This is a genomic window from Arsukibacterium sp., assembly GCF_033721375.1.
In the GTDB taxonomy this organism is placed as follows: domain Bacteria; phylum Pseudomonadota; class Gammaproteobacteria; order Enterobacterales; family Alteromonadaceae; genus Alishewanella.
In genome coordinates, this window is the sequence record NZ_JAWWAP010000002.1 from 393,801 (window position 1) to 412,530 (window position 18,730).

17 protein-coding genes are annotated in these 18,730 nt (G+C 50.3%); 9 read left to right on the plus strand and 8 right to left on the minus strand.

Annotated elements, in window-relative coordinates; translation table 11 throughout:
* Nucleotides 1–8: 8 nt before the first annotated feature.
* The 4 genes from R3187_RS04910 to R3187_RS04925 all read right to left on the minus strand — a co-directional run bounded on the left by R3187_RS04910 (nucleotide 9) and on the right by R3187_RS04925 (nucleotide 2,844).
* Complete coding sequence (locus R3187_RS04910; protein WP_318965587.1) at nucleotides 9–1,298, minus strand: DUF3570 domain-containing protein; 1,290 nt, start codon at nucleotides 1,296–1,298, stop codon at nucleotides 9–11.
* Nucleotides 1,289–1,519, minus strand: coding sequence for a DUF4266 domain-containing protein (locus tag R3187_RS04915; protein ID WP_318965588.1), 231 nt, complete (start codon nucleotides 1,517–1,519; stop codon nucleotides 1,289–1,291). The genes R3187_RS04910 and R3187_RS04915 overlap by 10 nt, the downstream gene beginning before the upstream one ends.
* The gene (locus R3187_RS04920; protein WP_318965589.1) at nucleotides 1,516–2,007 is read right to left on the minus strand and encodes a TlpA disulfide reductase family protein; all 492 of its coding nucleotides are present in this window, start codon (nucleotides 2,005–2,007) and stop codon (nucleotides 1,516–1,518) included. The genes R3187_RS04915 and R3187_RS04920 overlap by 4 nt, the downstream gene beginning before the upstream one ends.
* A gap of 147 nt (nucleotides 2,008–2,154) precedes the next feature.
* Nucleotides 2,155–2,844, minus strand: a complete 690-nt coding sequence (locus R3187_RS04925) for a VIT family protein (RefSeq protein WP_318965590.1) — start codon at nucleotides 2,842–2,844, stop codon at nucleotides 2,155–2,157.
* A 134-nt stretch (nucleotides 2,845–2,978) separates the two neighbouring features.
* Here R3187_RS04925 and R3187_RS04930 point away from each other — a divergent pair, with 134 nt between their 5' ends.
* Entirely contained in the window at nucleotides 2,979–3,647 is a 669-nt protein-coding gene (locus R3187_RS04930) for a response regulator (protein WP_318965591.1), read from the plus strand.
* Entirely contained in the window at nucleotides 3,637–5,034 is a 1,398-nt protein-coding gene (locus R3187_RS04935) for a sensor histidine kinase (protein ID WP_318965592.1), read from the plus strand. Before R3187_RS04930 ends, R3187_RS04935 begins: the two co-directional genes overlap by 11 nt.
* 59 nt (nucleotides 5,035–5,093) lie before the next feature.
* On the opposite strand, the gene R3187_RS04940 is transcribed toward R3187_RS04935, so the two are convergent.
* Nucleotides 5,094–7,568 carry a tetratricopeptide repeat protein gene (locus R3187_RS04940; RefSeq protein ID WP_318965593.1) on the minus strand — a complete coding sequence of 825 codons (2,475 nt, stop codon included), beginning with the start codon at nucleotides 7,566–7,568 and terminating at the stop codon, nucleotides 5,094–5,096.
* Between the two features lie 83 nt (nucleotides 7,569–7,651).
* Here R3187_RS04940 and R3187_RS04945 point away from each other — a divergent pair, with 83 nt between their 5' ends.
* Both R3187_RS04945 and R3187_RS04950 read left to right on the plus strand, forming a co-directional pair.
* Nucleotides 7,652–8,209 carry an ECF-type sigma factor gene (locus R3187_RS04945; protein ID WP_318965594.1) on the plus strand — a complete coding sequence of 186 codons (558 nt, stop codon included), beginning with the start codon at nucleotides 7,652–7,654 and terminating at the stop codon, nucleotides 8,207–8,209.
* A gap of 135 nt (nucleotides 8,210–8,344) precedes the next feature.
* Nucleotides 8,345–9,229 (plus strand): universal stress protein, encoded by an 885-nt coding sequence (locus tag R3187_RS04950; protein WP_318965595.1) that lies wholly within the window; start codon nucleotides 8,345–8,347, stop codon nucleotides 9,227–9,229.
* Here the strand turns inward: R3187_RS04950 and R3187_RS04955 are convergent.
* Complete coding sequence (locus tag R3187_RS04955) at nucleotides 9,226–11,661, minus strand: EAL domain-containing protein (RefSeq protein WP_318965596.1); 2,436 nt, start codon at nucleotides 11,659–11,661, stop codon at nucleotides 9,226–9,228. The two genes, R3187_RS04950 and R3187_RS04955, sit on opposite strands and share 4 nt — an antisense overlap.
* 281 nt (nucleotides 11,662–11,942) lie before the next feature.
* Here R3187_RS04955 and R3187_RS04960 point away from each other — a divergent pair, with 281 nt between their 5' ends.
* The 3 genes from R3187_RS04960 to R3187_RS04970 are packed head-to-tail and all read left to right on the plus strand — an operon-like array spanning nucleotide 11,943 to nucleotide 13,285.
* On the plus strand, nucleotides 11,943–12,314 hold the full coding sequence (locus R3187_RS04960) for a VOC family protein (RefSeq protein WP_318965597.1): 372 nt from the start codon (nucleotides 11,943–11,945) through the stop codon (nucleotides 12,312–12,314).
* A gap of 12 nt (nucleotides 12,315–12,326) precedes the next feature.
* On the plus strand, nucleotides 12,327–13,034 hold the full coding sequence (locus tag R3187_RS04965) for a cupin domain-containing protein (RefSeq protein ID WP_318965598.1): 708 nt from the start codon (nucleotides 12,327–12,329) through the stop codon (nucleotides 13,032–13,034).
* On the plus strand, nucleotides 13,031–13,285 hold the full coding sequence (locus tag R3187_RS04970; RefSeq protein WP_318965599.1) for a TIGR03643 family protein: 255 nt from the start codon (nucleotides 13,031–13,033) through the stop codon (nucleotides 13,283–13,285). Before R3187_RS04965 ends, R3187_RS04970 begins: the two co-directional genes overlap by 4 nt.
* 14 nt (nucleotides 13,286–13,299) lie before the next feature.
* Here R3187_RS04970 and glsB read toward each other — a convergent pair whose 3' ends face one another.
* Both glsB and R3187_RS04980 read right to left on the minus strand, forming a co-directional pair.
* Nucleotides 13,300–14,226, minus strand: a complete 927-nt coding sequence (gene glsB, locus R3187_RS04975) for a glutaminase B (RefSeq protein ID WP_318965600.1) — start codon at nucleotides 14,224–14,226, stop codon at nucleotides 13,300–13,302.
* A 31-nt stretch (nucleotides 14,227–14,257) separates the two neighbouring features.
* Nucleotides 14,258–16,093: a sodium:proton antiporter gene (locus R3187_RS04980; protein WP_318965601.1), complete on the minus strand. Its 1,836-nt coding sequence runs from the start codon at nucleotides 16,091–16,093 to the stop codon at nucleotides 14,258–14,260.
* Nucleotides 16,094–16,441: 348 nt separating this feature from the next.
* On the opposite strand from R3187_RS04980, the gene R3187_RS04985 reads away from it, so the two are divergent.
* Both R3187_RS04985 and R3187_RS04990 read left to right on the plus strand, forming a co-directional pair.
* Nucleotides 16,442–17,338 carry a hypothetical protein gene (locus tag R3187_RS04985; protein WP_318965602.1) on the plus strand — a complete coding sequence of 299 codons (897 nt, stop codon included), beginning with the start codon at nucleotides 16,442–16,444 and terminating at the stop codon, nucleotides 17,336–17,338.
* A 443-nt stretch (nucleotides 17,339–17,781) separates the two neighbouring features.
* A complete protein-coding gene (locus R3187_RS04990) occupies nucleotides 17,782–18,729 on the plus strand; it encodes a hypothetical protein (RefSeq protein ID WP_318965603.1) in 948 nt (315 codons plus the stop codon).
* Nucleotide 18,730 lies beyond the last annotated feature (1 nt).

An 18,730-nucleotide genomic window follows, 5' to 3' on the forward strand; every position in this document is an offset into this window, starting at 1 on the left:
TTTGCTTCTTAGAAAGAATAACTTATCTGGGCCATGACTGCGGTCACCTTCTCATACAGATCAATATCGGCCAATACGCCCGGGGCAGTAACCCCATCATTTTGCGGGTTCTGCTGGTACAGTGCTATCCGGAATGACAGCTCATTGCCCGCGGCCAGCTTAGTGCCAAATTTTGCCCCCACGGTATAGGTATTCATTTTACCAATACGGTAATCGGCACTGACATACTGCGGCACCGGTTCAGCCTGCAATATAAACGGCTGATAAAATTCAGCCGCAGTTTGCTGATAATAACGGAACTGTGGCTCAACGTACCAGCTGTCGGCTATTGGCAACCGCCACTTTAGATCCGCCGTGTGCGATGTCAGTTCCCAGTCATCCCACATATAGCGGTATGACGCATCCAGGTAGCTGCCGCGAACATGCAGTTTATTTTGCCAGTATAAACTGTGCTTAGTGCGCTGGTCTGGCCGGCTTTCATACAGATTTTGTTGTACTTCACCATTGGCATTTACCACGCTAACCAACTTAAACGGGTCAGTCATATAGCCATCGGCCAGGCTGAATGAATAGTTAAACTGCATTAACCAGTCGCGGTTAATAACCTGGGTCAGCCCCAACAACACATCAAGTGTATCTTTGGTGTCATCGGCGCGGTCCCGGGTGGCATCGAAAGCAGCCTGATAACTGCTGTCATTGGCAAAATCACTGCGCAACAACATAGGTGCCAAAGCTTTTGCAATGCCACCTTCCGGTGAAATTGTGTCGTGGCTGTAGCCCATACCCAGCGATACTGTGGTGTTTCTCTGGTTAAAATCACGAGCCACAGAACCATTCAGTCCCATTGATAAATAATCATACTCTTTTGATAAATGGCCACCGCCGCTAACCCGCCAATTTGCTGCTATCGGCTGCTCCCAGCTGGCGTCCAGCTGCACCCGGGTATCATGAAAGGTATCATCCAGTGGTGTTACACCTGGTGCGACATCGTAGCTTCCGCGACCTGATGGCCGGGTAAAACTTTGCACGTAAGGTTGTGCTACCGCGCCGGTGGCAGACGCTCCGGTAAGGGCATCTACCACCAGGCCGAGATTCAGATATTTATCGTCACCAAAATCACCCCGCGCGGTTAGAATGCCCTCGCCGGCGCTAACCCGGTCAGTTTCGTTATACAACAAAATGGCACTGTTAAACTGCCAGCCATCCAGTAGGGTGCCCGCCTCGGCTTGTTGGCCCAGTGCAGCACAACTGGCCGCAGCCAGCGCCACGCTGATATTTGCCAGTTGTTTTAATTGCATCCGCAACCTCCACCGGCAAAGCTGCGGCCGCCACTGCTGCCTTCTTTGCTGAAGTAAATATGATCATCTAACCGGTTGTCTAACGGCGCACTGTTCAGCGCCATCTCTTCTTTTGCCAGGGTATCCCGCTGCCATGGCTTTACTCCCAGGCTGCTGCATGCAGTCAGCTGGCTAAGCAGCAATATGACCACGCTGGCACTTAGCTTTTTTTTCAGTTTCATTCTACATACTCCTCAGCCAGTAACTGGCGGATTATTGCTTCATAACCAGCAATATCAGCTTGTTTAAAACCAATATGGCGATAACGGATCTGGCCTTTTTTATCAATCAGGAAGCTACTGGGCATACCGGGCAGCTGAAATTGCTCTGCTACAGCACCATTGTTGTCGTACAACACGGCAAACTGCGCCGGCACCTGCTGTAAAAAGCGGCTGGCTTCATTGCGTTCACTGTCTTCATTGACCGCCAGCACCAGCAGGCCATCACTGCCATAACGCTGCTGGATTGTATTTAACCAGGGAAAGGACTTGCGGCAGGGCGCACACCATGAGGCCCAGAAATCAACCAGTACTACCTGACCTTTTAGCTGCTGCATGCTGCTTACCGGGCTACCTGGCAACTCGCTGAGCTCTGTCGCCGCAACGCTGCCGGCTGTCAGATAACTGAGCAAACATCCCATCAGCAAGCCACCCATTTTCCAAAACCGCATAGCACCTCCGATTCGTTTGCATTGAGGCTAACGGTGTTTGCTTAAGCAAACCTTAAGCGAAGCTATGCGATGAAAAACAATGAGGGATAGATAAGGGTTGAGAAGGATAGAGAAAACCAGAGCGGTAGAGAGCATCGAAATACTGACTCAGACCGCAACTCCAAAAATACTGCCCACCAGCGCGGTTAAGGCCATTGCCAGCGCTCCCCAGAATGTCACTCTTGCTGCACCTCTGGTAACAGGAGCACCCCCTGTCCGGGCAGCTAGTGCTCCCAGAACAGCGAGAAAACATAGTGAGAGTAAGGCGACTGCGTAAATCAGATATGCGCCGGGCAAAAACCAGGCAACCAGTAATGGCAGTGCAGCGCCAATAGTAAAAGTCGCTGCAGACGAGAGCGCCGCCTGGACAGGCCGGGCTTTGCCCGTCGCAGAAATACCAATTTCGTCACGGGCATGAGCACCCAATGCATCATGCGCCATTAGCTGCGCGGCAACCATCTGCGCCAGCTCAGGCGCCACACCTCTTTTCTGATAAATTTCAGCCAGTTCATTTTGTTCACCCTGCGGATTAAGTGCTAATGATTGCCGCTCCAGCTCAAGATCAGCCTGTTCAGTATCCGCCTGCGAGCTGACCGAAACATATTCACCTGCGGCCATCGACATCGCTCCTGCAACCAGACCAGCAACGCCGGCGAGCATGATACTGGCATGCGATGGACTGGCGGCCGCCACTCCGATAATCAGGCTGGCAGTTGAAACAATGCCATCGTTCGCCCCCAATACGGCTGCCCGCAACCAGCCAATCCGGTTTGAACGGTGCATTTCTTTGTGGATCATAGTCAACCCTTCTGCGCTTTAGTGCACAATACAAACTTTTGTTATCTTCTTTTATAAATGTAGTTGTGGTCTTAAGAAAAGCTTAAGCTGATTAAAATAAACTTTACTAAGCATTGTTCAAACGGAAAACTGACATGCGCATTTTACTGGTAGAAGATGATGAGTTGCTGGCCCAGGGTATGATTACCCGCCTGAAACGCATGGGATATCAGCCTGAACACTGCACTACAGGTAAACAGGCGATGCTGGCAGCAAAGGACAATAATTTTGCGCTGATAATCCTCGATTTAGGGCTGCCTGATGGCTTTGCGCTGGAGATCATTGCTCAGTTACGGCAGGCGGCAATTACCATACCCATTTTGGTGCTGACCGCCCAAAGCCAGCTGGAAACCAAGCTTGCAGCATTAAACAGTGGTGCCGATGACTATCTGGTCAAACCCATTGATGTGTTAGAACTTGAAGCACGGATCAGAGTATTATGCCGTCGTCAGCAACAGCGCACCGACGACAGGCTGCACCTGGCCGGCATCAGCCTGAATTTGCAGAACCACCAATGCCAGTTTCAGCAGCATGATGTCACGCTGACCCGACGCGAATTTATGCTGCTAAAAGAATTTATGCTAAAACCCGACCGGATTTTATCGCGCCAGCAACTGGAAGAACTCAGCTACGGTTGGGATGGTGATAATGAAAGTAATGCTATCGAGGTCCATATTCACAATTTACGTAAAAAGCTCTCAGCCGATGTGATTAAAACAGTGCGTGGCGTTGGCTATATGCTGGTAAGCCAGTATGGCGTTTAATAGTATTAAATTTTATCTGCTGTTGGGTATTAATTTACTGATGCTTGGCACTTTAAGCTTAAATGCCTGGATCGCCTACCACGATGCATTGCACGAACTGGATGAAATTTACGATGCCGAACTGGCCCGCAGTGCTAAGTTAATCAGTCTGTTGCTAAGCAGCAACCCTATTCCGCAAACCAATACTGAACCGCTGGTTATCGCGGTGCCACATATTACTGAAATGGGTGAAACATTAAGCGCCCAGCAGGAGAGGCTGCTCGATGGCCATAAGTATGAGGGCAAAATTGCTTTTCAGGCCCAGCAGGGCGATAAACTGATTATGCTATCGGAGAATGCGTTGCAATTCCCGACCCCGCAACGACAGGCCGGCTATCACGAGATCACCGAGCATAACACCCTGTGGGTGACCTTTAGCTATTTTGTGCCCGAGCAGGATTTGTGGATATTCACTGCCCAGCGCGAAGATATCCGCGAAGAGCTGGGCGCGCATATTGCCCAGGCTCAGGTCAGGCCTATTCTGTTTATGATGCTGCCCCTTAGCCTGTTAATTTATCTGGTGATTAGACTGGTATTACGACCGCTGCAGCTGCTGCAACAGCAGGTCGCTGACAAAACCCCGGAACAACTGCATGAAATACAACTTGCGCTGCCGTTGGAACTGCAACCCATCCAAAGCGCAATAAACAGGTTACTGCAACGGATCCGTCGCTACTTACAGCAGGAAAAACGCTTTATTGCTGACGCCTCGCATGAATTACGCACGCCGCTGAGTATTTTACAACTGCATGCGCAAAATCTGAGCAGCGCCAGTGATCCGGCTGAAGTAACTGAAGCAGTAAATGCCATTACAGAAGGCAGCAAACGGATGTCGCATCTGATTAATCAGTTGCTGTCGATTGCCAGGCTCGATCATCTGCAACAGCCCGACTGCACAGCAATACCAGTGAGCTCGCTGCTACATCACAGTCTGTCGCAACTGCCGATGAAATTGCTGGATAAAGTAAACTGGCAACTGGAGCTTGATGATAGTTGTCAGATATATGGTGACGACACGCTACTGCAAAGTGTAATGCGCAATGTGCTGGATAACGCCGCTAAGTATTCGCCAGCTGATGGTACCGTGAAAGTTCAGACCAGTCGCAACAAACAGCAACAAATTATGATTAACATTATAAACAGCGGTAGTACCAAGGCAGAGACCAGCCGGCTCGGCAACCGGTTTTACCGGCATCAGCAGCATCAGCAAATTGAGGGGGCCGGCCTGGGGTTATCTATTGTGAAACATATTATTGAGCTGCATAGCGGCAGTATTTCGTTCAGTGCTAACAATCAGCTTGGCCTTGATGTGTTGATCCTGTTGCCGCAAGCACCGCAAAATGGCTGATTTATACTTTACTGACGCTGCCGAAAACTCAATAGCGACATTTTAAGATAACGTTGATGCTAACGCGCGGCATCATACTGCTGCAACGCCAGCGTCGCCTGCTGCAAATTAGCGCTTGTTTTCTCCGGATGCCGCGTCGCGATGCTATCAGCCTGTTGCAGCGCTTCGCCAGCCTGCTGTGGTTTACCCTGCAACAAATACGCTCTGGCCATACCGGCCCAGGTATCGATAACATCAGGATGATCATGGTTTTCGTCACCTCGCAGCGCAACAATCTGTTGATATAATTGCAGCGCCGCAGCCGCTTTTTGCTGTGCCAGATAAGTATCGGCCAGAATTTGTGCCGTGATCAGCGTTGTCGGATGCGCCTCGCCTAATTGAGTTTGTTGTTTGCTATACGCATCCAGCACCAGCTGTTCGGCTTCAATAAACTGTTGCTGCAGCCGTAACACTCTTGCTAACTTCATCTGGCTTTGCAGGGTTTCAATATTGTCACTGCCCAGCACGTCGCTGCGCTGCGCCAATACCTCTCTGAATAGTGTATCGGCCTCAGCATAGCGCTCCAGGCCCCGGTAGCTATCGGCCAGATTATGTTTGGAGCGTAGCGTCGCCGGATGCAAGGCACCTAATACCTCAGTTGCCAGTTCAATATGTTCAGTGATTATCGGCGCAGCCTCGGCGTACTGGCCGGAACTTTCATAAACCGAGCCCAGCGTGCTCATGCAGGTTAAGGTGGTCGGGTGGCGCTGGCCCAACTGACGCTTTGCCATCTCAAAACAGCTTTTGTAGTAGTGCTCGGCCTGCTGATACCGGCCCAGCCAATGATTAATCACGCCAAGGTTGGCCAGCGAATTAATAATATCCTGATGCTCTTCACCCAACACTTTGATCCTGTCCTGATATAGCCGCAGCCACATTTGCTCTGCCTTTTCCAGCTCGCCGGCGTCCATATACGCGGCGGCCAGATTACCAATTGAGCCCAGGGTTATTTTATGGTCCCTGCCATACAGCTGTTCAGCCAGTTGCAATGCCTGATAGTTCAGGTCGAGCACCTTGTCAGTCTTAAACTGATCCTTATAGATGTAAGACAGGTTGGTCAGAATTTGCCAGTACAGCTCGGTGCCCGTAAAGTTATGCTGCAACGCCAGTTGGCTGGCTTGTTCCAGATGTTGCCGGGCGGCAGGCAACAGCCCGAGGGAATGATAGGTACGGCCGATGATCCGGTGAATGGCCGCAGCGACTTCAGGTTGCCCGCTCAGCGCATGGTCGCTTTGCGTTGCCAGCTGGTTGCTGGCTTCATCCAGTACATCCCGCACTTTTGGTTCAGTGCCCTGTGCTTCGCTGGGGTCAACTTTGCCGAGCATCCCGGTCACAAATTCGGTAATAGCCATTGCTTTATCGCGCTGCAGCCGGGCACTGTCCCGCTCCTGCTTTACCAGTTGTGCCTGTTGCCAGAACGCGGCGCTAAACGCAGTAATACCACAAAGTATCACCGCAGCCAGGGCACTGCTGGCCGTATTGCGCCGGACAAACATCCGGCTGCGATACCACCAGCTGTCTGGCCGCGCCCGCAGCGGCCGTTTGCCCAGTAAGCGTTTTATATCATCGGCCAGCGCAGCAACAGACTGATAGCGCCCGGCCGGTTCAGGCTGCAACGCCCGCTGAATAATGCAGTTGATGTCGCTGTTGTCTGTTGGCAGTAATTTCTGCAATACCCGCCCCAGCGCATATACATCGCTCAGGGCAGACACTGGCTTGCCCTGCTGTTGCTCCGGACTGGCATAATCCAATGTTAAGCCAAGCTGGCCATGTGTCCTGGCTGTCTCCATGCTGGTAGCCCGGTTCAGCAAGCGGGCAATGCCGAAATCCAGTAACTTTGGTTCGCCATACTGATCAATCAGAATATTGGATGGTTTAAGATCGCAGTGCACCACCATTTTCTGATGGGCAAAAGCGACTGCAGCAGCCACTTTAACAAACAGTTGCAGCCTTGCCGTTAACGATAACAGCCGCGCCGCGCAATACTGGTCTATCGGCTCACCTTTAACATACTCCATCACCAAATAAGGCATACCATCACCGGTGGTACCACCATCCAGCAGCCGGGAAATGGCCGGATGCTCCAGATCAGCTAAGATCTGGCGCTCTGTTTTAAAAGCGTGCAATAACACCGGATTAACCAACGTCGTACCAATAACCTTAACCGCCACCTGCTTTTCAAACTGCTGATCGGCCCGCTCTGCCAGATAAACGGTACCCATGCCGCCACGGCCAAGCTGGCGCACTAACTGGTACCGGCCCAGGGTATCGCCGGTTAAATCCTGCTGGCTGGCAACCAGCTTGGCGGCCTCGGCAGCCAGCATATCCTGCAGCTGCAGAGTCTGGCCTTCACTGGCCAGCAAGCGCTGCAGCGCCTGGTAAAGCCCGGCATCACCATTGCTCTGCTGTCTAATAAAAGTTTCGCGCCCGGCAGCAGGCAACTCCAGTGCCTGATAATACAGTTGCTCAACTTTCTGCCACAGCAGCTTGTCCATTAGTGTTAACCCCCGGCTTTTCTACATTAGTTAAAATGGGTCTATACTGATAGTCCCATAACAGCCTAGTTGAAAATCACCTGATGTCTAACGTTAAGGAACAAACCGACCTTACTACCCTGCTTGGTCAATGGCGGGAAGGCGATTTAGACGCAGAGCAGCAACTGAGCATGCTGGTGCAGGATAAGCTGCATCAGCTGGCGGCTAAATATATGCGGCAGGAGCGGCCAAACCATACATTGCAGGCAACAGCCCTGGTCAATGAGGCCTTTATCAGCCTGATGCAGGCAGATGTAGAATATCAGGACCGGTTACATTTTTTCCGGCTGGCCGGCAATATTATGCGCCGTATTCTGGTGGACCATGCCAGGGCCCGCAATGCTGCCAAGCGCGGCGATGGCTTTCTGCAGGTTACCCTGACAGATGATGCGCTGGGAGTCGCTGACAGCAGCAGTATTATCGGCCTGCACAATGCAATGGAAGCACTGGCCGAATTTGACCAGCAAAAAGCCGATATCCTCGATTTGCAATTCTTTGCCGGTTTAAGCCCGGCCCAGATTGGTGATTTATATGGTGTATCCGGCAAAACCATCGAACGTAACACTAAGCTGGCAAAAGCCTGGTTAACGCAGGCAATGTAGCACCTGTTTTAATTTTTTTGTTTCTGTTGTCTTTTTATCCGACCAAATCCGCTTACTACTATAACAGCCCAGTTAAGCGGTATGGCTGACGCATTGTCATGATGGCAATAACGGACAGATAAACCGGATAATTTTATGAAACATACATTTAGGCACTTACTGGTTGTACTGCAAAATCAGGCTGATGACGAACAGGTACTTACCAGAGCAATCAGCCTGGCAAAGCAGCACCAGAGCAAACTGACATTGTTCTGTTCATGGTATAAAAAGCAGCCGCAGCCTGATCTTGCGCAGCAAGCGGCGCATTACCGCCGGCAATTGCTCCAGCAAATCAGCGAGGCAAGGCTACCGGCAGAGCGTGGCGCCAGTAAGATCATCATCGACTGGCAACAACCCGCCCGGCAAGCCATTGACCAGTTGCTGCAGCAGCAGAGTATCAGCCTGATTATTAAACAGCAGCAACCGAAGCGCAGCATGTTGTCCTGGCTTATCCCGGATATAGAGCATTATCTGATCAGCAGCTGTGAGCTGCCGGTCTGGCTGGTCAAACCATCGACAGCAGCCACAGAGCTGAGTATTCTTGCCTGCCTGGATGTTGATGGCAGCGCCCGTCAGCAACATCAATTAAACGATACCATCCTGTCAATTGGCGAGCAGCTGGTGCAGCAGCACAGCAAGCAATTGCATGTGCTGAATTGCTATCAGGCTGACGATTACAGTATGAGCCTGCCATACGACAGCAATCATGGTTTTGCGCCGCTGCCCGATATTCAGCAGCAGCACACTGCTAAGCTGTCGCCTTACCTGACAGCGCATCAGTTAGCCGCTGATACGGTGCATCTGAGCGAAGGCCTGCCCGACGATGAAATCCCCAAAGCAGTGCAGAATTATCAGTGCCAGCTGGCCATTATTGGTAACAGCCACCTGAATAGCATCAGCTCAATGCTGTTTGGCGATACGGCGCACTATTTAAGCCGGCATACGCCCTGTGATGTGTTGATTATAAAACAACTGAATTAGTGGCCAGCACGTAACTGCTGCTCTATTTCTGCCAGGGCAGTGGGTTTGGCATATAAAAAGCCCTGGCCAAATTCACAGCCGAGCGACGCCAGCAGTTGTTGCTGGGCCTCGGTTTCAATCCCCTCAGCGATCACCGGTACCGTAATTGCTTTGGCCATGGCTAACATTGCTTTTACCAGGCTAAGGTTGTGATCACTTTCCAGCGCCTGGACGAAGGTTTTGTCAATTTTAATAAAATCAATGGGTAACGACGTCAGATACGATAGCGAGGAGTAACCTGTACCAAAATCATCAATAGCAATTTTAATTCCGGCGCTGCGAAAAGCGTTCAGGTTATTCAAAGTGGTTGGCGACTTATCCATTGCCACCCCTTCGGTAATTTCCAATTGTAAGCCCGACGGGTCCAGCTGCAACTGCTGCAGTTTTGCCATAATGTGATGGTAAAGCTGCGGATCCGAAAAATGCTTGCTGGTAATATTTACTGCAACGGGTTGCGGTTGCAAACCGGCTTGTTGCCAAAGGCTTAGCTGCTGCAACACGGTATCAATAACCCAGCGGTCCAGTTGTTTTCCCAGATTTACCGCTTCTGCCACTGCCACAAACACATCCGGCGCCACAGTACCCAGGTTAGCGTCGTGCCAGCGCACTAACGCTTCGTAGCCAGTGGTTTTGCCATTATTTAAACTGTACTTAGGTTGCATTACCACATTCAGTAAATTGTGTTCCAGTGCTCGTCTTAAGCCCTGCTCTATTTCCAGTCTGCGGGTCAGTGCGCTGTGAATATCTTCATGATACATCCGCAACGGCAAACCCTGCTGTTTGGCATCAAACATTGCAGATTCAGCCTGCTGGATCAACGCCGGAAACTGACTCGAATCATCCGGACAAATACTGATACCGACACAGATTGATGGCGCTATTTTTTCCTGGGCCAGCCAGTAGGGCTCGGTACATTGTTCAATCAACTGGTACACAAAGGGCAGTAAATCGCTGCGTTCTGCTAACGGCAGTAATACGATAAAATCATCTGCGCCAGGCCGGCAGGCCAGGGCACCTGCCGGTAACAGATTTTTCAGCCGGTGGGCCGCCTCAATCAGCATTAAATCGCCGCATTCATAACCGTATTTTTCATTGATCAACCTGAAGCGATGGCAATCTATAAACAACACCGCACAAAGCTCGTTTGGATCAGACCGTCGGCTGAACTGCTCCATTAAGCCTTCTTTATTCAGTAAGCCCGTTAGCGCGTCAAAGCTGGTCAGAAATTTCGCATGATTTTTTGCTTTTACCTGCTCGGTAATATCAATACCCACGCCCTGGATCTCATCGCCGGACTCAGACTGGCCGGCAAGACTGCTGAAGGTCCAGTCAACCCAGTGCACGGCATTATCAGCGCCAAGCATTCGCACCGATAGCGAGACAGTTTGTTGCTGTCCGCCTTGCCGTAATTGTGCCAGTAACGCCTCAACATTGTGTCTTTCATCAGCATGAATAAACTCAAAAATGGAGATACCCAGCATCTGAAATAATTGCTGGTTCAATTGCCGGCTGAAGGCATTATTAACAAAAGTGAGCCGTGAATTTTTACTTAACCGGCAAATAAATTCTTTCTGGTTTTGGACAATATCGCGATAGCGTTGCTCAGCCGTTATCAGCCGCTGCAGTACCGCTTTAAACTCTGACAGATCATGGCATACGCCAACAAAAATCCGCCCCTGCTCGGTAACCGATTCACCTACCGACAAATGCATAGGAAATACGGTGCCATCTTTGCGCTTAGCCTGCACATCGCGGCCAATACCAATAATTTTGGCTTTGCCGGTCGTTTTATAATTGTGAATAAAACTATCATGCTGATCTTGGTGCTGCTTTGTCATCAGCATGCTGACATTATTGCCAATAACCTCCTGCTTGTTATAACCGAACAACTGTTCAGCGCCGCGATTAAAACTCTGCACCACCCCCCATTCATCAATAGAAATAATGCCGTCAACCGCCGCCTCTAACAGCGCATCCTGTACTGACTGCAAATTTAAGTGGGCCTTTACACTGGCCTGATAGGCAGATAAGTCATGACAAATGCCGACAAAATACGGTTTGCCGTTAACTTTTGCCTCTCCGACCGAAAGATGCATCGGAAATACCGAGTTATCTTTTCGCTTGCCTGTAACATCGCGGCCTATACCAATAATTTTTGCCGGTCTTTTATCACGAACGTAATTTTTCAGATAACCATCATGTTCACTGTGAAACGGTTCAGGCATCAGCATGTGTACATTCTGGCCGATGCACTCTTCCGCTTTATAACCAAATAATGTTTCGGCCGACGGTGAAAAAAAACAGATTAAGCCGCGCTGATCAATGACAATGATGACATCCACTGCTGAATGGACAATAGCATCCTGCAGCTGGCTTAACTGAAAAGTATCCATACTGTGCGTTACCCTTTTATTAGCAAGTAAGACATAAAACTTACATGCTAAATCAGTAGTTTTTTGACATTAGCCCCAACTGTAGAAGCAATGCTTATTATTTTCCAACAGTAAATCCCAAAATAGGGGCAGGAATATGCTTTTTGGGGAAAATAGTTAAAAATATATTTGGCGTCAGTGATCGCCATCAGAAATAAGCCGACAGCCCACTGCGCCAAAAGCTGGCTATTTACGTATACTGCACGTTGAATCAATAATCTTAAGCTACCGGAGACTTGCCAATGATCAGTTACGTTACCCTGGGTGTAAATAATTTAACCGCCGCCAAAGCTTTTTATAACGAGTTATTGGCAGAGTTTGGCGCCAAGGCGCTGCTGGACATGGGCCGGATTGCCTTTTTCGGCAAAAGTATGGCCCAGCCGATGCTGGCAATTTGTGAGCCGTTTAACAAAGAACCTGCTACCCCGGGTAATGGTAATATGGTGTCGTTTCAGCCTGGCTCAAAACAGCAGGTAGACGCGCTGTATCAGAAAGCAATTGCCCTTGGTGCCAGTTGCGACGGCGCACCGGGTCAGCGCATCGCCGGCAAATTTTACGGCGCTTATGTTAAAGATGCCGATGGCAATAAATTGTGTTTTTGCCATTTTGGTTAAGGTTAGTTAGCGATGCAGCTAAACAGTGACTTCAGTAAGCGTGCGGTAATACTACCTCAGCAATATCAGTTTGTAGCGTCCCCTCTGGCCGGCGTCAGCCGGATGATGCTGGACCGGGCAGGCGGCGAAGTGGCCCGGGCTACCAGCATCGTGCGCTATGCTGCCGGCAGTGGCTATAGTAGCCATACCCATAATGGCGGCGAGGAAATCCTGGTGCTGGATGGTGTGTTCAGTGACGAACATGGTGATTATCCGGCCGGGACCTATTTACGTAACCCGCCCGGAACATCCCATCAGCCCTTTTCTGAACAGGGTTGTACCTTACTGGTCAAACTGTGGCAGTTTGCCGCTACTGATACCCAACAACTGGTTATTGATACACGCCAGCAACCATGGCGGGCAGGTTTAGTGCCGGGGTTATCCGTTTTACCGTTACATGAGCACGATGGCGTCAGTACTGCACTGGTACGCTGGGCGCCGGACACCCAATTTAACCGGCACATTCATGTTGGTGGCGAGGAAATACTGGTGCTTGAGGGGTTGTTTTGTGATGAGTCTGGACAATACCCGGCAGGCAGCTGGCTGCGCAGCCCCCGCTACAGCCAGCATACGCCTTTTACTAAAGCAGAAGGCGCACTTATTTACGTTAAGGTTGGGCATTTAGGGGCAGGCTTATTGGGTGATCAGTTTATCCAAAGCAACCAGGATACAGCATTATGAACGACACTTTCAGCGCGGCAGATTTATCGCGAATCATTGAAATGGCCTGGGAAGATCGCACGCCATTTGAAGCCATTGCCCGGTTATATGGTTTAGGCGAGCCGGACGTAATAAAACTGATGCGGCGCGAGTTAAAACCCGGCTCGTTCCGGTTGTGGCGAACCCGGGTCAGCGGCCGTAGCAGTAAACACCTTAAATTACGCCACCCGGATATCAGCCGTGCTTATTGCCCTACCCAGTACAAGCGCTGAGCAGCTGGCCCTGGTTAAAAGAGCGACAGCCCCAGCTCGTCTGCCAGCTTGCTGATAAGTTGCATAGCAACCACCGAATTACCAAACCGGTTCAGCGGTGGGCTCCAGGCCGTGATAACCCCAAACTGCGGCACTATTGCAACGATAGCGCCGCCGACCCCGCTTTTGGCTGGTAAACCGACTTTAAAGGCAAACTCGCCAGACTGATCATACATACCACTGGTGGATAAAATGGCATTAACCCGGTGCGCATCGCGCCGGCTGCAAATTTGCTCGTTGCTATGCGGCTGTACTCCGCGATTGGCCAGAAAAAGCAGGCTTTGCGCCAGCTGCTGACAGTTAATTGCGGTAGCACACTGATGAAAGTAATGCTCCAGCACCAACGGCACGTCAGCTTCAATATTGCCAAAGCTTTTCATCAGATAAGCCAGTGCCGCGTTGCGGTTACCATGCTCCAGCTCTGACAGATACACCTGCTGATCAGCATAAATATTTTCTTCACCGGTCAACCGGCGTAAAAACGTTAAAAAAGCGGTTTTGCTGGCCGAGTAATGACTGACCAGTACATCCGAAACCAGAATAGCACCGGCATTAATCACCGGATTACGCGGAATGCCCTGCTCCCATTCCAGCTGCACGATTGAATTAAATGGCTGTCCGGAGGGCTCCATATTAACCCGCTGCCACAGCTCATCGTCCAGCCGGTTCATTGCCATCACCAGCCCGAAAATTTTCGAGATGCTCTGCAACGAAAAATTCTGCCTGGCGTCACCGGCACTGTGCACCTGACCATCCAGGGTGGCAATTGCCACTGCCGCCTGATCGGTTGCTACCTGCGCCAGGGCCGGAATATAATTGGCCACTTTACCCTGATGATAAAGTGGCCGGCACTCGGTTAATAAATGTTGCAGCAGTGCAGTTAAATCAGCGCTATTTTTCATTGGCAACACCGTAGTGGCTGGCAATAGCTGTTCATTCAGCGGCAGCCTCAGTTGCCACCGCGGGGCTGTCGGCAGTCAGCGCTTTACTCTCGTCGGCAAAATACACCAGGGTCCAGCCGAGGCTTGGTTTAAAGCGCTGCTCACAAGAGTAAATTTTTAACTCGCCTCCGGCAGACACACAACCAAGTAAAATCCAGTCTTTTCCCGGTTTCCCTAACCGGCCCTGTAAGCGGTCTAAATCGAAATCTTTGGTCAGGCGGGTAGTCTGGATGGTCCAGCCTTCTGTCAGTCGTTGCTGCAGGCTATAGTAATCGGTGGTCGCTTCGAAGGAAAAATAGCCGCGTTGTTGCAGAGTCAGCCGTTTATGCCGCATATCTGATTCCTGATGCGGTGCCAGCTGAAAGGTACGATGATGGCCGAACTCATGACCCTGTGCCTTACAGACCAGCGCATTATAGTAATAATTGTCGGTGGCCACTAACAGAAAACTCAGATGTTCATCTTCCAGCTCATGCTCTGCATGTTCAGATAAAATCTCACCATAATAAATCTTAATGCCATTCATCCTGACTGGCTTTAGTCGCTGATAAGAGCCATCGGCGACCACAACATCTACTTTCAGCTTTTTTAACGTCTGCGCCAATGCCAGAGTCCACGGCGATGCGCCAACAATCAGCAGGCCGTTTTCTTCTTTTGCGGCAAGCGACATTTTCTGCGCCAACGGTGCCAGGGTAAGGCCATGAGCCAGGACCGTGACGATAATAATCAGAAACACAATCGGCAGCAGCGCTTCAGCGTCCGGATAACCGGCGTCGACCAGTGCCGGCCCGAAAATACCAGCGGTAGCCGCCGCTACTATGCCGCGGGGCGCTATCCAGGCTAACAGCATTTTATCGTTGCGCCGCATCGGCGCCCCCAGGGTGGCCAGCAGGATGCTTAGTGGCCGCACCAGCACCAGTAACGCCAGCACAAAAGCAACCACCCGCCAGTTCAGAAGATCCAGTTGCTCAATGTTCAGTTGTGACGGAATAACAATAAACAATACCGAGAGCAGTACTACTGTCAGGTTTTCTTTAAACCGGCGCAGCGGGTCACGTTCAACCAGTTTCATATTGCCAATCACCAGGCCCATCACGGTCACCGTCAGCAAACCAGCCTCATGCTGAAACTGGTTACTCAGCCAGTAAGCTGCCAGCACCCACACCATTAGCAACGGCGCCTTTAAATTCGCCGGTACGGCGCCGCGCCGGTACAGCCAACCTGTCAGCCAGCCACCAGCGCCACCCAGCACCGCCGCTACGGCAATTGCAGTACCCAGGCCGGTGACAACCTGTGACCAGTTGCTGCCAGCCAGAGTAAAGTACTGAAAAGTCAGTACCGCCAGCAATACGCCAACCGGGTCGTTAACGATGCCCTCCCACTTCAGCAGAGAAGAAGACTCGCGATTAAGCCGGGCCTGTTGCAACAGGGGCAGAATAACAGTCGGGCCGGTTACTACTAAAATTGCCCCCAGCACCCACGACACCGGCCAGCTCAGGCCGGCAACATAGTGTGCTGCGACTGCGCCGAAAATCCAGGCTAACGGTGGTGCCACTACGGTTAAACGACCAATACCATGGCCCACCCGGCGAAATTCGCCCAGTTTCAGGTCCATGCCGCCTTCAAACAGAATAATTGCTACGCCCATGCCTATCAGCTCGGTCAGTTCAGTTTGCGACATGGCCAGTTCAATCACGCCGGTAACCGGCCCCAGAATAAGGCCGGTGGCAATTAAGATAACAATTGCGGGGATCCGGATACGCCAGGCTAGCCATTGACTGGCCAGGCCGGCACTTAACATGATTAGCAACAGAGTGGCAGTGTGCATAGGATCTCCATATTCTGCAAAAAACTAACGCCTGCCAGAAAAAGTTTAATCAGGCTGGTGAAAAAAAATTACCTGCTGGTTGTGACAATTTGTCAGGTCAGGCGACAACGTTACTGTGGCCGCTGCACCATAAAGCAAATACAGTAACATGAGCATAAACAAGAACAAATGAGATTCTGGCACACAATACCGTCGCCAGCCTGCAACATTACCCCTGCATTACAGCTTAAACCAGCCGCCGCGAGCAATAAATAACCGGTTGCTTTTCGTACGATTGCTGATTATTGTGAAGGCGCAGTAGCTTTAACACAGTAGCTGTAGCGTAGTAGATTTAACGTAGTAGAGGTAATGATGAAGTATACCTTTTGTTTTGCACTGATATTGTCGTCAATAGTCGTGTTGTTCCCCCCCTTCGCCGCCGCCAAGCCGGGCAAATGGTGCCAATCCACAGATGCCGGTAAAACCTGTAGCAGCTATGTGTCATATTTTGCTAACGGCGAAGTGTATGGTTATGGGGTTAATGATGATTTGCTATATATTGCTACCGGTTACTGGCGCCAGCATAGCGATCAGTTATGTCTCAATCTGATCTATAAATCATTCGATATCGTTACCGAACGGCCCTATACCCCTGACGATCAGAATCTCTGCAATAAAGTGCTTAGCCAGAGCGAAACTCAGCTTAGCCTCAGAACAGAAGATGGCAGCATTGCCACGCTCTACCGGATAAGCGAGACGCCCGACCATAGTATGTCACCGGCGCCCGGCCTGCTTGCCGACAACGCGGGCAAGATAAAGCCCGGCATCCTGGCACTTAATGTACCACCGGGACAATTTGGCCTGTACCCGCTGCCGCTGGAAATGGCACCGGCCAGCGTTAGCTTTAATATGTCACTAACCCCGATTGCGGCAGACGATAACACTGTCACCGCCTATGCCAACGTGCAGATTGGCGATCCGGACAACGACTACCTGCGGGTATCGTTGCTGCAGCCCAAAGATGCCGACAGCGCCTTGCTGATGATCGAATATATCATGCCGGGCTATAAACCCTTTCGTAAAGCGCTGGCCAGTGATATCAAACCCGGCGAAGCGGTGTTAATTCACCTGGACTGGCAACCCGACGGTCTCACCACCGTGAGCTATAAAGATCAAACCGTGCAATACAAGTTGCCGCTGCAGCAATGGCAAAGCTACTTTATGGCTTCCAATACCAAAGCGACGTTTCAGCGCTTGCCTGATTGACGGTCAGCCGCCAGAGCCAGCAGCACGCTGCTGATTATGACGTAATGGTTATAAGCTTAACTCCGGCTATGCTAATGTTGGTTTTATTTTGCCAATAACTCATTAGGACAAAAATGCAGCGATTAGTAATTGCGATGCTGGTTGTGTTGCTACTGTATTTTTCGTATCAGTTATTCCGGGATGATCCGTTGCTACCAGAGGCTCAAGCATGGTTAAAGCTTACTGAGCAGCAGCCTGATTTAGAAAATAACGCGATTATCTATTTGCTAGGCTTAAACCAGACCGGGGCCGATTATGCAAACGCCTTACAACGTTATCAGCAGGCGGTGCAGGACAAAACGTATCAAAGCAGCCCGCTGCACTACCCGGGTTTACCGGGTTTAAAGACTTTAGACTTAGCAACTTTAAGCTGTGAATTAGCAACGGCCGATTGTCAGCAACTGATGCTTGTTCAGCGCCAGGAAACTGAGTTAGTTATTCAACAATATCAGGCCAGCCTCACTGCATTCTACCAGCTGGTTAACTTCGATAACTTTACAAATGTAGACACTTTTATCACCCAACCCGAAATTGAGGAACTAATCAGGCTGTATCGGCTGGCTGCCAATGAAATCTATTACTTAATTACTGACAATAAGCTGGATAAAGCCGCCGCCAAATTGACTGTATTACTGACCATTGAGCGCTCATTAATGCACAGCAGCGGAGAAATGATCCTGCATGTTTTGCCAATTATTCATACCGAATCTTTATATCAGCCATTGCTTGTAAAATTACAACATGCCGGCTTCACAGAATGGGCGGTTTTCGATACTGCTCTCTCGCCGTTATCAAATACAGAACGTTTAATGAATAATGTTTGGCGGTATGAATTTGCGGATCAGATAAATGCTATTCAAAACGCACTGCAGGCACAAAATAACAACAATTTTAGTTATAAACCGAATATGACCGTTAATATCATGGCGAAATTTTACCAAACAAAAATGCTAAGCGAAGATATTGCCCCAATGGCGTTACTTGCAGCCGTAGAAAAGTCTGAGGAGCAAATAAAAGCGTTTAATAAAAAAGCAAAATTAGCCTCGCAGCCATGGCGTCACGTGCTTTACAATTACCGTAATATTGTTGGATCATTACTGGCTTATACAGCGACACCTCGTTTTATTCCAATATTGACGAATAAACTTGAAATGGATCTGCAATTACAGTTACTTCATGCCATGGTGCATGCAAACAGCGCGGCAGACCTCAACACTGATCGTTATCGTAACCCCTATACCGGCGAGCACCCTTACCTGACCGACGATAAGCTCTGTCATAAGCTTGCACAGGAAATCTGCGTGCCCTGGCCGCATGGCACACAACCAACATTAATATCAGCCGAGCATTAAG